Annotated in this window: 11 protein-coding genes; 4 read left to right on the top strand and 7 right to left on the bottom strand. The window is 65.6% G+C overall.

Features of this window, described 5'->3' with window-relative positions:
- The first annotated feature begins 9 nt into the window (after positions 1-9).
- The 3 genes from R2N16_RS13295 (at position 10) to R2N16_RS13285 (ending at position 4,155) form a co-directional block, all read left to right on the top strand.
- The gene (locus tag R2N16_RS13295; RefSeq protein ID WP_316666193.1) at positions 10-1,386 is read left to right on the top strand and encodes an L-serine ammonia-lyase; all 1,377 of its coding nucleotides are present in this window, start codon (positions 10-12) and stop codon (positions 1,384-1,386) included.
- A gap of 176 nt (positions 1,387-1,562) precedes the next feature.
- The gene (locus tag R2N16_RS13290) at positions 1,563-3,617 is read left to right on the top strand and encodes an OPT family oligopeptide transporter (protein ID WP_316666192.1); all 2,055 of its coding nucleotides are present in this window, start codon (positions 1,563-1,565) and stop codon (positions 3,615-3,617) included.
- A 22-nt stretch (positions 3,618-3,639) separates the two neighbouring features.
- Positions 3,640-4,155 (top strand): GNAT family N-acetyltransferase, encoded by a 516-nt coding sequence (locus R2N16_RS13285; protein WP_316666191.1) that lies wholly within the window; start codon positions 3,640-3,642, stop codon positions 4,153-4,155.
- Positions 4,156-4,176: 21 nt separating this feature from the next.
- On the opposite strand, the gene R2N16_RS13280 is transcribed toward R2N16_RS13285, so the two are convergent.
- The 7 genes from R2N16_RS13280 to R2N16_RS13250 form a co-directional block, all read right to left on the bottom strand.
- Complete coding sequence (locus tag R2N16_RS13280; protein ID WP_316666190.1) at positions 4,177-5,310, bottom strand: YbdK family carboxylate-amine ligase; 1,134 nt, start codon at positions 5,308-5,310, stop codon at positions 4,177-4,179.
- A gap of 5 nt (positions 5,311-5,315) precedes the next feature.
- Complete coding sequence (locus R2N16_RS13275; RefSeq protein ID WP_316666189.1) at positions 5,316-6,539, bottom strand: cation:proton antiporter; 1,224 nt, start codon at positions 6,537-6,539, stop codon at positions 5,316-5,318.
- A gap of 198 nt (positions 6,540-6,737) precedes the next feature.
- A complete protein-coding gene (locus tag R2N16_RS13270; RefSeq protein ID WP_316666188.1) occupies positions 6,738-7,871 on the bottom strand; it encodes a branched-chain amino acid ABC transporter substrate-binding protein in 1,134 nt (377 codons plus the stop codon).
- A 130-nt stretch (positions 7,872-8,001) separates the two neighbouring features.
- Complete coding sequence (gene putA, locus R2N16_RS13265; RefSeq protein WP_316666187.1) at positions 8,002-11,973, bottom strand: trifunctional transcriptional regulator/proline dehydrogenase/L-glutamate gamma-semialdehyde dehydrogenase; 3,972 nt, start codon at positions 11,971-11,973, stop codon at positions 8,002-8,004.
- A 203-nt stretch (positions 11,974-12,176) separates the two neighbouring features.
- Positions 12,177-14,474: a primosomal protein N' gene (locus tag R2N16_RS13260; RefSeq protein WP_316666186.1), complete on the bottom strand. Its 2,298-nt coding sequence runs from the start codon at positions 14,472-14,474 to the stop codon at positions 12,177-12,179.
- Positions 14,475-15,064: 590 nt separating this feature from the next.
- Positions 15,065-16,159, bottom strand: a complete 1,095-nt coding sequence (hemE, locus tag R2N16_RS13255; protein WP_316666185.1) for a uroporphyrinogen decarboxylase — start codon at positions 16,157-16,159, stop codon at positions 15,065-15,067.
- A gap of 94 nt (positions 16,160-16,253) precedes the next feature.
- Entirely contained in the window at positions 16,254-16,733 is a 480-nt protein-coding gene (locus tag R2N16_RS13250; RefSeq protein WP_316666184.1) for a cupin domain-containing protein, read from the bottom strand.
- A 216-nt stretch (positions 16,734-16,949) separates the two neighbouring features.
- Between R2N16_RS13250 and R2N16_RS13245 the strand changes: the two genes are divergently transcribed.
- Positions 16,950-17,297, top strand: coding sequence for a GFA family protein (locus R2N16_RS13245; protein WP_316666183.1), 348 nt, complete (start codon positions 16,950-16,952; stop codon positions 17,295-17,297).
- Positions 17,298-17,302 lie beyond the last annotated feature (5 nt).

The raw sequence follows: 17,302 nt of genomic DNA, 5'->3' as shown, positions 1-17,302 counted from the left end.
CCTTACCTCATGGCTGTTTCTGTTTTCGACCTCTTCAAGATCGGCATCGGTCCATCCAGCTCGCACACTGTCGGGCCAATGCGCGCCGCGCTGATGTTCGCCTCCGGCCTCGAAGCCGATGGGCTGATGCCGCAAGTCGCCAGCGTGCGCGTCGAGCTGTATGGCTCGCTTGGCGCCACCGGCAAGGGCCACGGCACAGACCGCGGCGTCATCCTCGGCCTGATGGGCGAGGCGCCGGACACCATCGACCCCGACACCATCGATGCCAAGCTCGCTGAGTTGCGCGCATCGCAATCGCTGTCGCTGCTGGGCCGTCACGCGGTGCGCTTTACCGAGAAGGAGCACATCGCCTTCTACCGCCGCGAGGCGATGGCCGAGCACCCGAACGGCATGAAGTTCCACGCCTTCGACGCCGCCGGCGAACGGCTGCGCGAGGCGCGCTACCTGTCGGTGGGCGGCGGCTTTGTCGTCACGGCCGGTGCACCCAACACGCAGGTGCTCGCCGCGCATGATCAGTTGCCGCACCCGTTCCGCAGCGGCAAGGAACTGCTGGCGATGTGCACATCGACGGGCAAATCCATCGCCCGGTTGATGCTGGAAAACGAACTGACGTGGCGTACCGAAGCCGAGGTGCGCGCCGGCCTGCTCAACATCTGGCACGTGATGCAGGCGTGCGTGACGCGCGGCTGCCGCACCGAAGGCGAACTGCCGGGCCCGTTCCACGTGCGCCGCCGCGCGGCCGAGTTGCATTCACGGCTCACGGTGCAGGCCGAACGCACGCTGTCCGATCCGCTGTCGGTGATCGACTGGGTGAACCTGTATGCGATTGCCGTGAACGAAGAAAACGCTGCGGGCGGGCGCGTCGTCACGGCCCCGACCAACGGCGCAGCGGGCATCATCCCGGCCGTGCTGCATTACTACGACCGCTTCGTGCCCGGCGCGAACGACAACGGCGTGGTGGACTTCCTGCTGACCGCCGGCGCAATCGGCATGCTCTACAAGATGAATGCATCGATCTCGGGTGCGGAAGTCGGCTGCCAGGGAGAAGTGGGCGTGGCGTGTTCGATGGCAGCGGGTGCACTGGCAGCGGTGCAGGGTGGCACCCCAGCGCAGGTGGAGAACGCCGCCGAAATCGGCATGGAGCACAACCTTGGCCTGACGTGCGACCCGGTTGGCGGGCTCGTGCAGATTCCGTGCATTGAGCGCAATGCGATGGCGTCTGTGAAGGCGGTGAATGCGGCGCGTATGGCGTTGCGTGGGGACGGCACGCACTATGTTTCGCTGGATTCCGTCATCAAGACGATGCGAGAGACGGGGGCGGATATGAAGACCAAGTACAAGGAAACGGCGCGGGGTGGGTTGGCGGTGAATATTGTGGAGTGCTGATTTTTGGTTTTTGCGTTGGGGGGGGGGCACCCCCCTTTCGTACCCTGCCGGGGATGAAACAAGGGATGCACCACAAACAACAAATCTAGAGGCCGCACCAAAGAAAACGCACAAGCCCCCGCCCCCGTCCACTCCTATAATCCGCGCCACAGGAACCCTCTTTGGAGACCCGCTGGATGCAATCCCCTCATCCTTCCAAGCACATTCGGGCAGCCAACCTGCCGGAGTTAACGCTACGCGGCATGGTCCTCGGTGCCCTCATCACCGTGATCTTTACCGCTTCAAACGTGTACCTCGGCCTGAAAGTCGGCCTGACCTTTTCTTCGGCGATTCCGGCAGCGGTCATTTCGATGGCGGTGCTGCGCATGCTCGGTGGCACGAACATCCTCGAGAACAACATGGTGCAGACGCAGGCGTCTGCGGCCGGGACGCTGTCGTCCATCATCTTCATCCTGCCCGGCCTGGTGATGATCGGACACTGGCAAGGTTTCCCGTTTTGGCAAACGTTTGGTGTCTGCATGGCGGGCGGCATGCTGGGCGTGGTGTTCACGATTCCGCTGCGTCACGCGATGGTGGTGCAGAGTGACCTGCCTTATCCCGAAGGCGTGGCGGCGGCGGAAATCCTGCGCGTGGGCAGTGGCCAGTCTGCGGACGGTGAAGCCGCCGCCGATGGCGACGCGGTGCCTGCTGCTACCGGCATGCGCGATCTGACCGCGGGCGGCATCGTTGCGGCCATCGTGGCGTCTGCAACCAGCGGCCTGCGCCTGCTGGGGGAAGGGGCGAGCTGGTGGTTCGCAGCGGGTGTCGCAGTGGTGCGCCTGCCTCTGGGCTTCTCAACGGCACTGCTGGGCGCGGGCTATCTGATCGGCCTGGTGGCTGGTCTGGCCATGCTGGTGGGCCTGGTCATCGCCTGGGGCATCGCCGTGCCGTATCTGACCTCCATCACGCCGATGCCGGCGGGCAAGGCACTCTCGGCGTTCGGCACGGATGTGTGGCGCACGCAGGTGCGCTTTATCGGTGCAGGCGTCATTGCGGTGGCGGCCGTGTGGACGCTGGGCACGCTGATCGGCCCGGTGGTGCACGGCGTGAAACGCTCGTTCGGCAGCCTGCGCCCGAAGGCCGACGGCGCGCAGCGCACTGAGCAAGACATGGCGCCGCACTGGATTCTGCTGGTCACGCTGGCTATGGTCGTGGTGCTGGTGATCACCTTTGCTGCATTCCTGGCGCCGACCATGCTGTCGGCCGGCTCGCGCTGGACGTTGATCACCTGCGCGGTGATCTTTGCGGTGGTGTTCGGCTTTCTGGTGGCGGCGGCGTGCGGCTACATGGCCGGGCTGATCGGCTCGTCGTCGAGTCCGATTTCGGGCATCGGCATCATCGCCATCACCTTGGTGTCGCTGCTGCTGTTGGCCATCGGCGCGGACAACGGCATCGTCGGTTCGCCGGAAGCGAGCAAGCTGGGCATTGCGCTGGCGATCTTCACAACGTCGGCCGTGGTGGCCGTGGCGACCATCTCCAACGACAACCTGCAGGATCTGAAGACCGGCTGGCTGGTCGGAGCCACGCCGTGGCGCCAGCAGGTGGCGCTGCTGATCGGCTGCGTGGCGGGTGCCGCGGTCATCTCGCCGGTGCTGGAGCTGCTGTACAACGCATATGGCTTTCCGGGCGCCCTGCCGCGTGCCGGCATGGATGCAGCGCAGGCGCTTTCCGCGCCACAGGCGACGCTCATGACGGCCATCGCCACCGGCATCTTCACGCACCAGCTGGAATGGAACATGGTGATTGCCGGCGTCGTCATCGGCGTGCTGCTGATCGCTGTCGACTGGGCGCTCAAGCAGCGTGGTGGCGTCGCCCGGCTGCCGGTGCTGGCGGTGGGCATCGGCATCTACCTGCCGCCGACCATCAGTACGGTACTGGTGACCGGTGCAGTGCTGGCGTGGATCATCGAGAAGATTCTCGCCAGGCGTGCGCAGGCTGCCGGCGTGCCGTACGAGCGCTATGCAGAGGTGCCGAACCGCCACGGCGTCCTGTTGGCGTCGGGCCTGATCGTGGGCGAAAGCCTGGTGGGTGTGCTGATGGCGGCCGTCATCGGGGCCACGGGCAAGGATGCCCCGCTGGCGATCGTGGGCGCTTCGTTTGAAGGCACGGCGCAATGGCTTGGGCTAATCGTATTCGCCTTGGTATGCTGGGCGTTTGCGCGCCGCGTGCTGGCGGTGCGCCCGACTCACTGACGCTCGATAACCACGCCCGACCATGCTGCTGCGCGACGCAACGCAAGCCGACCTGCCGGCCATCCTCGCCATCTACAACGATGTGATCGCCACCTCCAACGCGATCTACACCGAAACACCGGTCACGCTGGAAGACCGCACCGCGTGGCTGGCGTTGCGCGCCACGCAGGGGTATCCGGTGCTGGTGGCCGATGATGACGGGCAAGTCGCAGGCGTCGCATCATTTGGGGATTTCCGGCCGTACCCGGGCTTCCGCACCACCGTCGAGCACTCGGTACACATTCACCGCGACTGGCGCGGCAAGGGGCTGGGAAGCACGCTGGTCGAAGCGCTGTGCGAGCGTGCTGCAGCGCTGGGCAAGCATCTGATGGTGGGCGCCATCGACGGCGCCAATGCGGGTTCGATCCGCATGCACGAAAAGCTGGGCTTCAAGGAAGTGGGCCGCATGCCCGAGGCCGCCATCAAGCACGGCCAGTGGCTCGACCTCGTGTTCATGCAGCGCCGGCTGGAAGCACCGGAAGCGGCACGCAAAGACTGACCGTTCCCCGGCGGCCGTCGATTATGCAGGCTGCGTTGCGGCCTGCGTCCAGCGCCCGCAACCGCGTCGCACCGTTTCGTGCAGGTTGCGGGTTTCACGTTGTGCCGCGCGGATCCATTCGGCATCCGAGTCGCGCGCTTGCACCATTTCCCGCACCATTTCGAGCGCGCCTTCGGACGACAGCGCGTCGGCATGTGCCGACAGCACTTTGGTTGTCTCCAGGATGTGATCGACCAGCGCACCACGGTTGCCCGTGGCCGGGTCGACGTATTCGCCAGCCAGCCCGAAGCGGCATGCCTGGAAGCGATTGAAGGTGTAGACGAGGTAGTCGTCTTCCACGGGGACGAACGGGCGATCGAGGAGCAGCCAGCGTCCCAGCGCCTGGATATAAGCGGCGATGGCGGCCGCGCGTTCGACGCTCAGCGGGGTGTCCATCACGCGGACTTCGATCGTGCCGTACTCGGGCTTGGGGCGGATGTCCCAGTAGAAGTCCTTCATGCTTTCGATCACGCCCGTGGCGTGCATCTTGTTGAAATACGCGATGAAGGCATCCCACGTGAGCACGAAAGGCGCGCGGCCCGACAGCGGGAAGGCGCTGACCGAATTCATGCGTGCGGAAGCAAACCCCGTATCCACGCCCTGCACAAACGGCGATGACGCGGCCAGCGCTATGAAGTGCGGCACGTAGCGCGACATGGCGTGCAGCAGGTACAGCGCATCGTCCGGATTCGGGCAGCCCAGGTGCACATGTTGGCCGAATACCGTGAACTGCTTGGCGAGGTAACCGTACAGATCCGAGATGTACTGATAGCGCGGCGATTGCGAAATCTGGCGCTGGCTCCACTGCTGGAACGGATGCGTGCCGCCGCCGCAGATGCCGATGTTCAGCGCCGTGGCAGCGTCAGCCATGCGGTCGCGCATTTCGCGCAACTGCCAGAGCGCTTCATCGTGGCTGTGGCAGATGCCGGTGGAAATCTCGATCATCGAATCGGTGATCTCCGGCTTGATGTCGCCGGGGTATTCCTTGCCCTTGAGCATACGCAGCAAGTCGGGCGACGCCGAGGCAAGGTCGTAGTCATGGCGATTGACGAGCTGCAATTCCAGCTCGACGCCAAACGTGAGGGCTTCGGATTTCGAGAATGGTTCGAGGGACATGGGGCTCAGTGCCTCCCTTCGTCTTGTCGCACCTCACCTGCCCAGCGCAGTGAGCGCGCGGTCAGGATCGGAGCGGCAATCTGCTGGATCGCCAGCGTGCATAAAATGATGGCCGCCAGCGGGCCGCCGGTTTGCGGATACAACGCCGCCGTATCGTGCATCAGCAACCATGACAGTCCGGACATGGGCCCAAGCGCCAGGCCCAGCGCGATGCTCTGCCGCATCGACAGGCCCGAGAACGAACCCAGCGCCGTCGTGGCCGCCAGTTTGGCAATGAAGCGCGACAGCACCAGCGCCACCGCCGCCACACCGCCGATCGCCCAGTCCGACGCCTTGAGCGGCAAGCCGAGCGATACGATCATCACCACGATCAAGATGCTGCCCGCGCTGCCGAAGTGCGACGGCCACACACGCGGATGATCGTCCTGGTGCTTGAACACCACCCCTGCCAGCAGCAGCGTGAGCGGCACCGACAGCTTGAGCAGCTTGGCCATCGCCAGTGCGAACAGCACCAGGCCCACCAGCACCAGGAACGCGTAGTGATCGTCACCCGCCATGCGGTGATACAGCGCATGGCCCACCTTACCGACCACCCAGGCCAGAAGCACGGAGCCTGCCAGCAGATACAGCGGGTGGATCAGCGCCGCCGCCCAGTGACCGTATTCGCTATGCAGCCAGCCAGCGGTCAGCGGCACCAGTACGCTTGCGTAGATGCTGTTGAGCGCGCCCAGCGATAGCAACCGTTCGGTCACCTGGCCTTCGGCGCGCAGTTCGTTCTTGAGTTGCAGGAGCACCGTGGGGGACGTGGCCACTGCGATGGCGCCTGCGGCCACCGCCACCGGCGTCGCCACGCCAAACAGCTGCAACACCCAGGTGACCAAGCCCCAGGTCAGCAGGCTCTCGAAGCCGCTTGTGAGCAGCAGCCAACGATTGGCACGCAGCCACTCGAACGAGAGCCGATGCCCCAGTTCGAACAGTGCCAACGCCAGCGCCATCTCGATCAGGATGTGGGTCTGCTCGAGCATGTCGGCGTCGATGAGCGGGCGGCCAAGCACGCCGGCCACCAGCCCCGCTACCGCATAGCCGACGATGCGCGGCAGCTTGAGCGCCGCGCGCGCAAACTCGCCGCACAACGCCGCGCCAACCAGCGCCAGCCCGATCCAGAAAAGGCCGCCGGGTGCGGGCGGCCACGAAGGGAAGAGATCGTGAAGTCCTGTCATGGGCGACATGGTACCCGAAGCCCCCATTTGGGAAAGTCAGCCAAGCACTGACACGCGTTAGAGTCGCGTTACACGATATTTAATAATAGATCGATGATTTTCGATGCAGAAGGCGACAACTCTGCGTTTGGAGTTGCCGGCCGCGGGCAAAGAAAAACCGCCCCGGAGGGCGGTTTTCATACTGCAAATGGCTGAGAGCCGGTCGGATTACTTGCCGCCCACGCTCTCCAGCGGCGTCCACTTGCCGCCGGTGACCTTGTAGACGGTGATACCGCCGTCCTTCAGGTCGCCCTTGTCGTCATAGGCGTAGTGCTTGGCGGTCACGCCTTGCGTGTTGGTGGCAGCCAGGATCGGCAGATACTTGGCCGGGTCGGACGAACCCGCAGCCACCATCGCCTTCATCAGGGCCATCGCACCGTCGTAGGCGTACGGCGAGTACGTCTGCACCGGCGTGCCGAAACGCTTCTCATAGCGGGCCTTGTAGCCAGCGCCGCCCGGCATCTGCTCCAGCGGCAGACCGGCCAGCGATGCCACCATGCCTTCCGCCGCTTGCGGGCCGGCCAGCTTGATGAAGTCGTCGGTCTTGGACATTTCGCCCGACATCAGCGTGGACTTCATGCCCAGCTCGCGCATCTGCTTGAGCAGCGGCGCCGATTGGCCTTCGGCGCCACCGTAGAACACGGCGTCCGGGTTCTTGCTCTTGATCTGCGTGAGGATGGCCTTGAAGTCGCTGGCCTTGTCGTTGGTGAATTCGCGACGCACGATGGTGGCGCCGGCGGCCTTGGCAGCCTTCTCGAACTCGTCGGCCAGACCTTGGCCATAGGCCGTGCGGTCATCCACGATGGCGATGTTCTTGTAGCCCAGCTTCTTGACGGCGAACGTGCCGACCACCGAACCCTGCTGGGTGTCGGACGTCATCATGCGGAACGTCGTCTTGTAGCCTTGCTTGGTGTATTCCGGCGCGGTCGCCATGGCGATCTGCGCGATGCCGGCCTGGTTGTACACGCGCGACGCCGGGATGCTGGTCCCCGAATTGAAGTGGCCGAGCATGCCCTTGATGCCGCTGTCCACCAGCTTCTGCGCGACTGCCGTACCGGTCTTCGGGTCAGCCTGGTCATCTTCCGCCATGAGCTGGAACTTGACGTCCTTGCCGGCGATCTTCGGCTTGGTGGCATTGAACTCTTCAATGGCCAGGGTCGCGCCGTTCTTCATGTCCGTGCCGTATTGCGCTTGCGGACCCGACATCGGGGCAGCAAAGCCCAGCTTGATGACTTCCTGGGCCGATGCGGCGCTACCCAGCGCGCACAGTGCTGCGGCCACCCACAGTTGCTTCAATTTCATTTGTGCGTCTCCTAGTTCAAACGCAATTTGGATCAATAGCGCGACGGGATCACCGTCGCCCTCCTCCCGCTTCGCATTCCATCCGCACCCGTCGTGCGAATGGAACCGCGAATCCTGCTCGTGCTCCCCGTCAGCCGATGGTCATCAGGCTGGCGTTGCCACCCGCCGCGGCCGTATTGACCGACAGCGAACGCTCGATCAGCAGGCGCTCCAGCGCCAGCCCTTCCCCGCCATGCGGCAGGCCTTGCACGCCCACGATGGGGCCGGCACGTCGTGCCAATCCTTCACTGATGGCGCGCAGATGGTCCGAATCGCCGTGGTGCAGCACCGCATCAAAAACCGCTTCGTCGGTCGACCCGACCACACGGACGCGCGATTGTACTGCCGCCGGCAAGCCCCGAAGTACCGCTTCGATGGCAGGGTTTTCCTGCACGACGGCCACGCTTCCGACGGCCAGCACAGCTGCCAACTGCCGCAACCAGTCCGCCGGATCGGCCGCCACGCACAGCACCGCTTCGCGCGGCAACAGCGTGTAGGTATTGCGCTCGCCCGTCGGGCCCGGCAGCGTGGCTGTAGCGCCGGTGGCCGAGGCCGCGGCCAGGCGTTCGCACAGCGCGGCCAGTTCAGGCGCCTGCTTGCGTGCCCAGTCCGTCAGCGCATCGAACGGCGCCAGCAGCGCGCGACGCGCATCGGTGTCGATTTCCGTGCCGGCACCTGCGGTCAACTGCAGCGCGGTGCGCATGCCGTCCTGCGGACACGTCGACAGCAAACGCAGCAGATACAGCGGGCCGCCCGCCTTCGGGCCGGTGCCCGACAGGCCTTCGCCGCCGAACGGCTGCACGCCCACCACGGCGCCGACGATATTGCGGTTCACATACAGGTTGCCGACGTGCGCGCGGTCGACCACGTGCGCGATGGTCTCGTCGATGCGCGTGTGGATGCCCAGCGTCAGGCCGTAGCCCGTGCCGTTGATCTGCTCGATCAGCTTGGTCAGGCCCGAGTTGTCGGCCGTACGCTTCCAACGCACCACGTGCAGCACCGGACCGAAGATCTCGCGCGTCAGGTCCGACAGGCTGTCGAGTTCGATCACCGTCGGTGGTACGAACGTGCCGTGCGCGCAGGCTGCGGGCACCGGCGCCTGATGCACGCGGCGGCCCTTGGCGCGCATGCCTTCGATATGGCCGACGATGTTGTTGCGTGCCTCGGCGTCGATCACCGGGCCAACATCCGTGGCAAGGCGGTCCGGATTGCCCATTGCCAGTTCAGCCATGCCGCCCTTGAGCATCGCGAGCACGCGGTCAGCCACGTCGTCCTGCAGGCACAGCACGCGCAGCGCCGAGCAACGCTGGCCTGCCGAATCAAACGCAGACGACAACACATCGGCCACCACCTGCTCGGCCAGCGCAGACGAATCGACGATCATCGCGTTCTGGCCGCCGGTTTCGGCGATCAGCGGGATCGGCGCGCCGTTGGCATCCAGGCGGCCGGCCAGCGTGCGCTGCAGAATGCGCGCGACTTCGGTCGAGCCGGTAAACATGACGCCCTTGGTACGCGTGTCCTTCACCAGCGCGGCGCCGACGATCTCGCCGCGGCCCGGCAGCAGTTGCACGGCGCCGGCCGGCACACCGGCTTCGCGCAGGATGCGCACGGCCTGGGCGGCGATCAGCGGGGTCTGTTCCGCGGGCTTGGCCAGCACCGGGTTGCCGGCGGCCAGCGCGGCGCTCACCTGGCCGGTGAAAATCGCCAGCGGGAAGTTCCACGGGCTGATACACACCACCGGGCCCAGCGGGCGGTGCGTGTCGTTGGAGAACCCGCCACGCACCTGCGCCGCGTAGTAGCGCAGAAAATCGACCGCCTCGCGCACTTCGGCAATCGCGTTGGACAGCGTCTTGCCCGCCTCGCGGATGATCAGCCCCATCAGGTGCTGCATCTCGCCTTCCATCAGGTCGGCGGCGCGATCGAGCAGCGCGGCGCGCGCCTCGGGCGGCGTGGCTTGCCAGATCGGGGCGGCCGCGGCGGCGGCTGTCAGCGCGGCATCGACGTCGGCTTCGGTGGCTTCCGTCACGTGGCCGACCACGTCGCGCAGGTCGGCCGGGTTGCGCACGGGCTGGGGCGTGGCGCCCGTGTAGGGCGCATCGCCGATGGTCGGCTCGGCGTTCCAGACGGTGCTCGTGCCGGCAAGAAGGGCGGACGACAACGACGCCAGGCGCTGCTCGTTCGCCAGGTCAATGCCCGACGAATTGGCACGCACATCGCCGTAGAGATGACGTGGCAGAGGAATCTTCGGATGCGGCAGGCCGAGCGTCCCTTCATCGGCGTGCATCTTCTCCACCACCGCCACCGGATCGGCGACGAGGTCGTCCAGAGGAATCGACTCGTCCGCAATGCGGTTCACGAACGAGGTGTTGGCGCCGTTTTCCAGCAGACGGCGCACGAGGTAGGCCAGCAGCGTTTCATGCGTACCGACCGGCGCGTAGATGCGGCACGGACGGTTCAGCTTGCCCGGCTTGTTGCCCACGACCTGCTCGTACAGCGGCTCGCCCATGCCATGCAGACACTGGAATTCGTACTGGCCGGGGTAATAGTTCTGGCCGGCCATCTGGTAGATCGCGGCGAGCGTGTGGGCGTTGTGCGTGGCGAACTGCGGGAAGATTGCTTCCGGCGCAGCCAGCAGCTTGCGTGCGCAGGCCAGGTACGACACATCCGTGTAGACCTTGCGCGTATAGACCGGATAGCCCTCCAGGCCGTCGACCTGGGCGCGCTTGACCTCGCTGTCCCAGTAAGCGCCCTTCACCAGGCGGATCATCAGGCGGTGCTTGCTGCGGCGCGCCAGATCGATGATGTAGTCCAGCACGAACGGGCAGCGCTTCTGGTAGCCCTGCACCACGAAGCCGATGCCGTTCCAGCCGGCAAGCTCGGGCGCGAAGCACAGGCGCTCCAGCAGGTCGAGCGACAGCTCCAGGCGGTCCGCTTCTTCCGCATCGATGTTGATGCCGATGTCGTATTCGCGGGCCAGCATCGCCAGCGCCTTCACGCGCGGGTACAGCTCGTTGATGGTGCGGTCGTATTGCGCGCGGCTGTAGCGCGGGTGCAGCGCCGACAGCTTGATCGAGATGCCCGGCCCTTCGTAGATGCCGCGCCCGCCCGAGGCCTGCCCGATCGCGCGGATGGCTTGTTCGTACGACGCGAGGTAGCGCTGGGCGTCTTCCTCCGTCATGGCGGCCTCGCCGAGCATGTCGTAGGAATAACGGAAGCCCTCGGCTTCGAACTTGCGCGCGTTGGCCAGCGCTTCGGAAATGGTTTCGCCGGTGACGAACTGCTCGCCCATCAGGCGCATCGCCATGTCCACGCCCTTGCGGATCAGCGGTTCGCCGCTCTTGCCGATGATGCGCGTGAGGGCTTTCGACAGGCCGGCTTCGTTGTGCGTGGCGACCAGCTTGCCCGTGAGCAGCAGGCCCCAGGTGGCGGCATTCACGAACAGCGACGGGCTCTGGCCCAGGTGGGAATGCCAGTTGCCGTTGCTGATCTTGTCGCGGATGAGCGCGTCGCGCGTGGCCTTGTCGGGAATGCGCAGCAGCGCTTCGGCCAGGCACATCAGCGCCACGCCTTCCTGGCTCGACAGGGAGAATTCCTGGATCAGGCCCTGCACCAGGCCTTCACGGCCGGTACCGACCTTTTGCGTGCGCAGCTTGCCGGCCAGGTCCCGCGCGAGTTGCTTGGCCTCCGAGGCGAGCGCGCCCGGCAAGCGGGCCTGCTCCAGCAACATCGGAATGGCTTCGGTTTCCGGCCGGCGGTATGCGGCGGTGATGGCGGCGCGCAAGACCGATTGCGGTTGCACGCTCTGTGCGAATTCGAGAAACGGTTGCACCGCGGGTTCGTCTCCCTCGTGCACATCCGAGACGGCTGCGGCGGCGGACGGGAGGCCATCCGCCGCCGTGCCGTTTGCGTCATTTGGCAGCTGCCCCCGCTCCACTTGGTCCAGATACGTGAAGATCGCCTGCTTGATCAGCCAGTGCGGCGTGCGGTCAATAGACTGCGCAACGCGCTTGAGGCGTTCACGCGAAGCATCGTCCAGCTTGACCCCGAGGGTGGTTGTAGCCATGTGGGTTCCTATCCAAAGCTGCCATTGCCTGGCTTGTGGCCGGCAAATTGAGCGGATCATACGCCTGGCGGGAATCGAGGTGCAACCTAGTAAAACCCCTTGGTTCAAAGGGCGTAATTTTGGTGCAACCGCACGTGATGGAGGATCGCCTTTTGGGGCCTCGTGGCCCAGGCGGTCGGGCCAAACCAGTAAAACCCGAAACCTCAAATCCGCAGCGGATCAATCTCCAGTTGCCACCGCACGCCTTTCACCGCCTTGCCAATCTCGGCAAAACGCTCCGTCCAGGCCGATAGCAGCTTTTGGAGCGCCGCGCGGGAAGCCGATTCCACCAGCAGTTGGGCGCGCTCGCGGTTGGCCAGCCGCACCATGGTCATCGGCACCGGATCGTGCAGGAAGACCGGCGCACCCAATTCAGCGACAAGCGTCTCGCCCAACGCCCGCGCAGCCGCGAGGAATTCCAGCGCCCGCGCCACCTCCTTGTGCTCGGTGGTCAACAACGCCTGATAGGCAAACGGCGGCAGCCCCGCTTGCTTGCGCTCCCGCAGCAGTTGGCGCGCAAAACCGTCGTAGTCGTGCCGAACCAGCGCCTGCAACGCCGGTGCGTCTGGATACCGCGTCTGGATCAGCACCTCTCCCGCCAACCCGGCCCGGCCCGCGCGGCCCGCCACCTGCATCAGCGAGGCAAAGAGATGCTCCCCAGCGCGGAAGTCATGTGAGAACAGCGAGGGGTCGGGCGCGACCACGCCCACCAGCGTCACCCGCTGGAAGTCATGCCCCTTGGCGACCATCTGCGTGCCGATCAGGATGTCGACGCTGCCTTCGTGCACGGTGTCGAACAGCGCTTCGGCGCTGCCCTTGCGGCGGGTGGAATCGGCGTCGATGCGGGCCACGCGCGCCTGCGGAAACAGCTCGCCGAGTGTCTCTTCGATGCGCTGTGTGCCGCGCCCGAGCGGCGCGATGTCGACGTTGCCGCAGTCGGGGCAGTGATGCGGGATGCGGGATTCGTACCCACAGTGGTGGCAGCGCAGGCGCCGCTCGGGCTTGTGCAGCACCAGATACGCCGAGCACCGCGGGCACCCCGACAGCCACCCGCACGCATCGCATGACAATACCGGCGCGTAGCCGCGGCGGTTGAGGAACAGCAGGCTCTGTTCGCCACGCGCCAGGCGATCGGCCATCGCATCGACGAGCGGTTTGGACAGACCATCGCGAATCTCGCGCCCGGCGCGGCGCTCCAGATTCAGGTCGATGAGCGACACGCGCGGCAGCACCGCTTCCGCCTGCGCGCGTTGCGAGAGCGTCAGGCGTGTCGTGGCGCCGTGCTCCGCGCGCCACCAGGTTTCCAGCGACGGCGTGGCCGAACCCAGCACGACGGGGATGTTGCGCTGCTTGGCACGCCATAGGGCCAAGTCGCGTGCGGAATAGCGCAGCCCCTCCTGCTGCTTGTACGAGGTGTCGTGTTCCTCGTCGACGAGGATGAGCGCCAGGTTGGGCAGCGACGCCAGCATCGCCAGCCGCGTGCCGAGCACGATGCGCGCCTCGCCGCGATGCGCGGCCAACCAGTTCAGCGCACGCGGCTGTTCAGCCAGGCCGCTATGCAGCGCGGCCATGGGCACGCCGGGAAAACGCGCCGCGATGCGCGCTTCCAGTTGCGGCGTCAGGTTGATCTCGGGCACCAGCATCAGCACCTGCGCGGCAGGGTCGCGCGCCAGGGCATCGGCGATGGCGTGCAGGTAGACCTCGGTCTTGCCGCTGCCGGTGACGCCATACAGCAGGAACGGGCTGAACGTGCGGGCCGCCCCGGCTTGAGCAATGGCGGCCACGGCAGTGGCCTGTTCGTCGTTCAGGGCGGGCGCAACGGAAGGCGCCGGCAATTCGAGCGGTTGCGGCAGCAGCGCCTTCGGCCGCAATTCTGCGCGCAGCCAGCCGACGGCGGCCCAATCCCGCAGCTTGGCGACGGCTTGTCCGTGCAGCTCGACGGCAGCACTGGTGGACAGTTCGCCATCGCCGGTCAGCGCTTCGGCCAGGCGCATGGCCCCAGAGGCACGTTTGGGAATGCTCTCCAGCAACGCAGCCCGTGCCGGTTCAAACATCACGTAGACGGTTTCGTTGGCCTGGCGCGCGAGGTTGTCCCAGCTGCCGGGCGTGCGCCACAACGGCGGCAGGGCCGGCAACGTCACCTCGCCCAGCGCACGGTGGTAATAACCGGCAGCAAATTCGGCAAGCGCCCGCCATTCGACGTCGAGCGGCGGCACCCAGTCGAGCACCCGCTCCACATCGCGCAGCTTCTCGTACGGCACATCGGTGGTCGCGGCGGTTTCGATCGCCCACGCCACCACGCGCCGGTTGCCAAACGGCACGATCACCAGTTGCCCCGGCAGCACGGGCTGCGCACACCGGTAATCGAACACCGCATCGAGCGGCGTATCGATCACTACGCGAACAATGGCACCCGACACCTGGGCATCAGAAAACGCGGCGTCGACGTGGGCGGTGGTCATGCGGAGCGCAAACGGTTGAATTGCAAAGGGAATGTTGCGATGCAGCGGCGGATCCTGCACCTGGGAAATGCGTCTTGCCCATCTCACCTTGCCTTCACAGCCATTGCCGTGGCCGGCTCAATGTTCAAGTATTACTTGAGGTTTGTGCCTTGGCGCCCTGATCGGCGACCGTTTTCCGGGCTGTCCACACAGCCTGTGGATAACTTTGTTGAAAAGTCGCCTGCCGTGCCGGCGAAGGCCAATGGATCTGCCGTTTTTCTAGCTTGCACGATTTAGGCGCATGCGGCTTTCTTTCAGAAAAATCAAACACTTATGCGTTGGATGCACACCGCTTTTCCTGTTGCGCCGCGGAAAGACCCAGCCGTGACAGCTTTGTGCATAAGTCAAGTCTTGACAGCCCACTTACGCACCAGAAAACGCGAAATAAATCGCTTGACACCTCTTTCGGGCCAGATGGGGCCACCGGCACGCGAGTAGTCACTCACCCCCACTGCACCAAAGCGGCGAAGATTCCACCCGTGCCCCCGGCTTCACGCACAACTGCGGCCCGATTCAAACGCTATCGCACCGCAGCATTGATCTCGTACGCCTTACTTCGCTTTCGTGCGCAGCGCGCGGCTAAAGCTGTGCACCTCGTCCACCAGCACCGACACGGCTTCGGGCGGCGTGAATTGCGAGATGCCGTGGCCAAGGTTGAAGATGTGGCCGTCGCTATCGCCGCTGGCTGCGTAATCTTCCAGCACGCGGCGCACCTGGGCGCGAATCGCATCGGGTTCGGCAAACAGCACCGCCGGGTCCAAGTTGCCCTGCAGGGCAACGCGGCCTGCCGTTCGCAGACGGGCCTGCTGCAAGTTGACGGTCCAGTCCACGCCCAGCGCGTCGGCACCGGTCTCGGCCATGGCTTCGAGCCACAGGCCGCCGCCCTTGGTGAACAGGATGACGGGCACGCGCTGGCCATCGGCCCCGGCACGAATGCCTTTCACCACACGTGCCATGTAGGCCAGCGAGAACGCGTGGTAAATGCCGTCGGCCAGTGCACCGCCCCAGGTGTCGAACACCATCACGGCCTGCGCGCCCGCCTCGATCTGTGCATTCAGGTAGTCGATCACGGCCTGCGCGTTGATCTCCAGGATGCGGTGCATCAGGTCCGGGCGCGCGTAGAGCATCGACTTGACGGTGCGGAAGTCGTCCGAGCCGCTGCCTTCGACCATGTAGCAGGCCAGGGTCCAGGGGCTGCCTGAGAAGCCGATGAGCGGCACACGCTGGCGGCCGTCCTGCACGAGCGCACGGCGGATTTCCGCCACGGCATCGAACACGTATTGCAGCGACGACATGTCCGGCACCGACAGCGCCGCCACATCGGCTTCCGTGCGCACCGGCTTGGCAAAACGCGGGCCCTCGCCCTGCGCGAACGACAGGCCCAGGCCCATGGCATCGGGCACGGTCAGGATGTCGGAGAACAGGATCGCCGCGTCCAGCGGATAGCGGTCCAGCGGCTGCAGCGTCACTTCCGTCGCGTATGCCGGCGACTTGGCCAGGCCGAGAAAGCTGCCGGCCCGCGCGCGCGTGGCGTTGTACTCGGGCAGATAGCGGCCCGCCTGGCGCATCAGCCACAGCGGCGTGTAGTCGGTGGGCTGGCGGCGCAGGGCGCGCAGGAAGGTGTCGTTGGCGAGCGGTGCGGACATGGCGATGGACTCTTTAGGAGGGCGCCATTGTAAGGGATGGTGTTTTTATCCCGACCTGACCCAGGCCAACATGCCGCAGATCACGGCGCAGATATCACGGCACCTTGTGCGTATCGCCCGCGCGCTGCGGCGGCAGCTTGATCGCCATCGACTTGAAATCCGTGCTGGTGGTCAGCGTTCCGTGCACCACGCCACGCGGAATCACGATCAGATCGCCCGCCCTGACCTCGCGCGACGCGTTGTCGAGCCAAACGGTGGCCGTGCCCGACATCACGTACTGGATCTCGTCCGAGTAGGTATGCGTGTGCTTGGCCACGGTGCCCACCTGGACGCCCACCGTGCCGTTGGCCGCCGTCACCAGGGTCTTGGTGCGCAGCGTACCCATCTCAGCGATCACGGGGCCGATCTCGTCCGGCGTCATGCCGCCCATGTTGATGATCTGCGCCGCGAGCGCCGGCGCCGAAGCCGGAGCAGCCGGCGGTTCCGGCGTTTGCGCAAATGCACCGGCACTGCCGGCAAGGATGGCGGCGGCAGAAACCGCCCGGATCACAGCAGCAGGACGATGGCAATGCATGATGGCTCCTCATGACGCGGCCGCCGTCAAGGTGCGGCGATCCGTGGCGCGTTCGTTGATCCCTTGCGTTTGGCGAACTCGCGGCGATTGTCGCATCGGTGCGCGGACGCGGAGACCTAGGGCGATTGCTGAGAAAGGAGACATCGTGCGCGAACCTGCTCGCCTATAGTGGACGGCGCCAAGCCCACCACCAACACAAGCCACAAGGAGACCGGCATGACACACAAGGGAAGCTGCCACTGCGGGAAGGTCGCGTTCGAAGTCGAAGGCGATCCGGAAAGCGCGATGGCATGCAACTGCTCGATCTGCCAACGCAAGGGGTCGCTGCTGTGGTTCGTGGCGCGCGACAAGGTGCGGCTGCTCACGCCGGAAGACAACGCCAGCACCTATCTCTTCCGCAAGCATGTGATCAAACACCGCTTCTGCCCGACCTGCGGCATCCACCCGTATGCCGAGGGCGTCATGCCCGACGGCACGCCGATGATTGCCGTCAACGTCCGCTGCCTTGAAGACATCGATCTGGCCGGTGTACCGGTCACTCACTTCGACGGGCGGTCGATGTAACGGCG

The organism is Ralstonia psammae (assembly GCF_958405935.1).
GTDB lineage: Bacteria > Pseudomonadota > Gammaproteobacteria > Burkholderiales > Burkholderiaceae > Ralstonia > Ralstonia psammae.
The sequence above is the reverse complement of the archived record's forward strand: the minus strand, read 5'-3'. Positions and strand labels throughout refer to the sequence as shown.

Excerpts from the sequence above, each read along its gene's own strand:
- putA (WP_316666187.1), bottom strand. The coding sequence starts at position 11,973 with ATGGCTACAACCACCCTCGGGGTCAAGCTGGACGATGCTTCGCGTGAA.
- hemE (WP_316666185.1), bottom strand. The coding sequence starts at position 16,159 with ATGTCCGCACCGCTCGCCAACGACACCTTCCTGCGCGCCCTGCGCCGC.
- R2N16_RS13275 (WP_316666189.1), bottom strand. The coding sequence starts at position 6,539 with ATGTCGCCCATGACAGGACTTCACGATCTCTTCCCTTCGTGGCCGCCC.
- R2N16_RS13280 (WP_316666190.1), bottom strand. The coding sequence starts at position 5,310 with ATGTCCCTCGAACCATTCTCGAAATCCGAAGCCCTCACGTTTGGCGTC.
- R2N16_RS13290 (WP_316666192.1), top strand. The coding sequence starts at position 1,563 with ATGCAATCCCCTCATCCTTCCAAGCACATTCGGGCAGCCAACCTGCCG.
- R2N16_RS13250 (WP_316666184.1), bottom strand. The coding sequence starts at position 16,733 with ATGCATTGCCATCGTCCTGCTGCTGTGATCCGGGCGGTTTCTGCCGCC.
- R2N16_RS13245 (WP_316666183.1), top strand. The coding sequence starts at position 16,950 with ATGACACACAAGGGAAGCTGCCACTGCGGGAAGGTCGCGTTCGAAGTC.
- R2N16_RS13285 (WP_316666191.1), top strand. The coding sequence starts at position 3,640 with ATGCTGCTGCGCGACGCAACGCAAGCCGACCTGCCGGCCATCCTCGCC.
- R2N16_RS13295 (WP_316666193.1), top strand. The coding sequence starts at position 10 with ATGGCTGTTTCTGTTTTCGACCTCTTCAAGATCGGCATCGGTCCATCC.
- R2N16_RS13260 (WP_316666186.1), bottom strand. The coding sequence starts at position 14,474 with ATGACCACCGCCCACGTCGACGCCGCGTTTTCTGATGCCCAGGTGTCG.
- R2N16_RS13270 (WP_316666188.1), bottom strand. The coding sequence starts at position 7,871 with ATGAAATTGAAGCAACTGTGGGTGGCCGCAGCACTGTGCGCGCTGGGT.